1 protein-coding gene and 1 pseudogene are annotated in these 2,288 nt (G+C 36.5%); one reads left to right on the top strand and one right to left on the bottom strand.

Annotated features, from left to right (window positions below; all coding sequences use genetic code 11):
* A pseudogene (locus KA867_RS13225) lies at positions 1–80 on the bottom strand (IS6 family transposase); the annotation flags it as partial.
* 128 nt (positions 81–208) lie between these two features.
* On the opposite strand from KA867_RS13225, the gene dld reads away from it, so the two are divergent.
* Positions 209–1,888 (top strand): D-lactate dehydrogenase, encoded by a 1,680-nt coding sequence (dld, locus tag KA867_RS13220; RefSeq protein ID WP_070039771.1) that lies wholly within the window; start codon positions 209–211, stop codon positions 1,886–1,888.
* The last annotated feature ends 400 nt before the right edge of the window (positions 1,889–2,288 follow it).

Raw genomic sequence — 2,288 nt, 5'->3', positions numbered from 1 at the left:
CTCAATGCATATATTAGATAGTAGCCAACGGCTACAGTGATAACATCCTTGTTAAATTGTTTATATCTGAAATAGTTCATACAAAAGACTCCTTTTTATTAAAATTATACTATAAATTCAACTTTGCAACAGAACCAAAAAAAGCGTATCATTGAAAGCGTAATGATTAAAACGTTTTTTACAAACGTTATAGAGGGGAGAAGTTAATATGGACTTAGTCGAAGAACTAGTCAATGTTGTTGGTAAAAAAAATGTTATTACTGACAAGGCAAAATCTTTACGTTTTAGGAAAGGGTACCGCTCAGGTAAGGGCGATGCAGTTGCAGTCGTATTTCCAACCACTTTAATGGCAATGTGGCGTGTGCTTAATGTTTTGCATGATAACAATATTATCATTATTATGCAAGCAGCCAACACTAGTTTGACTGAGGGATCCGTACCAGCCCCAGGTTATGACCGTTCTGCAGTTGTTGTGAACGGCATGAAAATTAAAGATTTACAGTTAATCAATAATGGGGAACAAGTACTAGCATTCCCCGGTACGACACTGTTTCACTTAGAAAATGAATTGCGACCACTTAAACGTGAACCACATTCAGTCATTGGCTCATCTAATTTGGGTGCATCGGTCATTGGTGGTATTAACAACAATTCTGGTGGTGCTTTGATCAGAAGAGGTCCAGCTTATACAGAGCTATCATTGTATGTTTGGATTGATGAACATGACGAAATGCACTTAGTTAACCATTTAGGCATTGATTTGGGCAAAACGCCCGAAGAGATTATTACTAATTTGCAGAACCGCAATTTTGATTTGAATCAAGTACCAGCTACTGAACATCATGGTTCAATGTTCCATCATGAACAGGTTGTGCGTGACGTTGAATCTGATAAGCCTATTCGATACAATGCAAATCCTAAACAATTGTATGAAGTATCTGGATCGTCCGGTCACGTTGCGGCATTGGCTGTCCGCTTAGATACATTCCCAATGGATAAAAAAACACAAATGTTTTACATTGGAACGAATAATCCCGATGAGTTGGAAGATATTCGTCGCCATATTATGACGACATTCAAAGAATTGCCTGTTTCTGGTGAATATATGCATAAAAATGCTTATAAATTGGCCAAGAAATATGGTAAAGACTCACTAATTGTGATTGAAAAAATTGGTACGGGTCATTTGCCCCAAATGTTTAAGCTAAAAGCATGGGGCGAACGCTTTTTGAAGCACATTCCGTTTTTCAAACCTTATTTCCCAGATCGTTTGCTTCAAACATTAAGTAATTTATTTCCTAATCAAATGCCAAAGCGGTTAGATGATTATTACGAAAAGTACGACCATTACCTACAATTGAAAATGGCTGATAATGGTATTGAAGAAGCGCGAGAGTATCTCAAATCTTATTTTGACAAAGCCAGTGGCGACTACTTTGAAGCCGATGCCAATGAGACCAGTAAAGCGGAAACTCACCGCTATGTAACAGCTGGGGTTGCGATTCGATATCAAGAATTAAAACAGGATAGTATTGACATTTTGCCACTAGATATCGCGTTGGCAAGTAATGATTATAAGTGGTTCGAGCATTTGCCTAAAGAGATTGAAGACAAAATAGAACACAAAATTTATTATGGTCACTTACTTGATCACGTTATGCACCAGGATTATATTCTAAAACCTGGCATCGATGCGCATGAACTTAAAAAAGAAATGCTTAAAATTTTGGATGAGCGTCACGCTGTTTATCCAGCCGAACACAATGTTGGGCATCTATATTTGGCAGCACCGGCCTTAATCAAGCACTATAAGAAAAATGATCCAACTAATAGTTTCAACCCTGGCGTTGGTAAACAAACAATGTCTAAATATTGGGGCGAATACTAAAATAAAAAGTTTGTTAAAAAATAACCGTTATCGTCATTTGTCGATTCATCGGTTATTTTTTTATTAGGGACTATGTAATGTGAATGTTTTATTTTTAGGTAGATTGTAAAATTTAAGTTGAACATTTTAGTGGACAGAAAAACCCATAAAGGTCTTTAATGGTGTCATCACAACATTCCACTAGAAAGAAGGACCTTTATGGGCACCACTATTTTATCATTTGAAGACCGCGTTGTCATCGAAACACTTCATCATGAAAGGTAGATTGTAAAATTAATCCGAACACTGGTCAGACAATTTTGGGGCCTATGATATTTGGTGTTGATAGATAAAATTCATCAACACTATTCTTATACTTAAACACCAAATATCATAGAACGGTTCTGTTGCAAAGTAAAAA

Origin of the sequence: Staphylococcus sp. GDH8C109P (assembly GCF_017893405.1) — a bacterium.
Taxonomy (GTDB): Bacteria; Bacillota; Bacilli; order Staphylococcales; family Staphylococcaceae; genus Staphylococcus; species Staphylococcus cohnii.
This window is presented reverse-complemented; position numbering and strand designations above follow the sequence as displayed.

Bases quoted from the DNA above. Each gene is read 5' to 3' on its own strand.
- dld (WP_070039771.1), top strand. From the start codon at position 209: ATGGACTTAGTCGAAGAACTAGTCAATGTTGTTGGTAAAAAAAATGTT.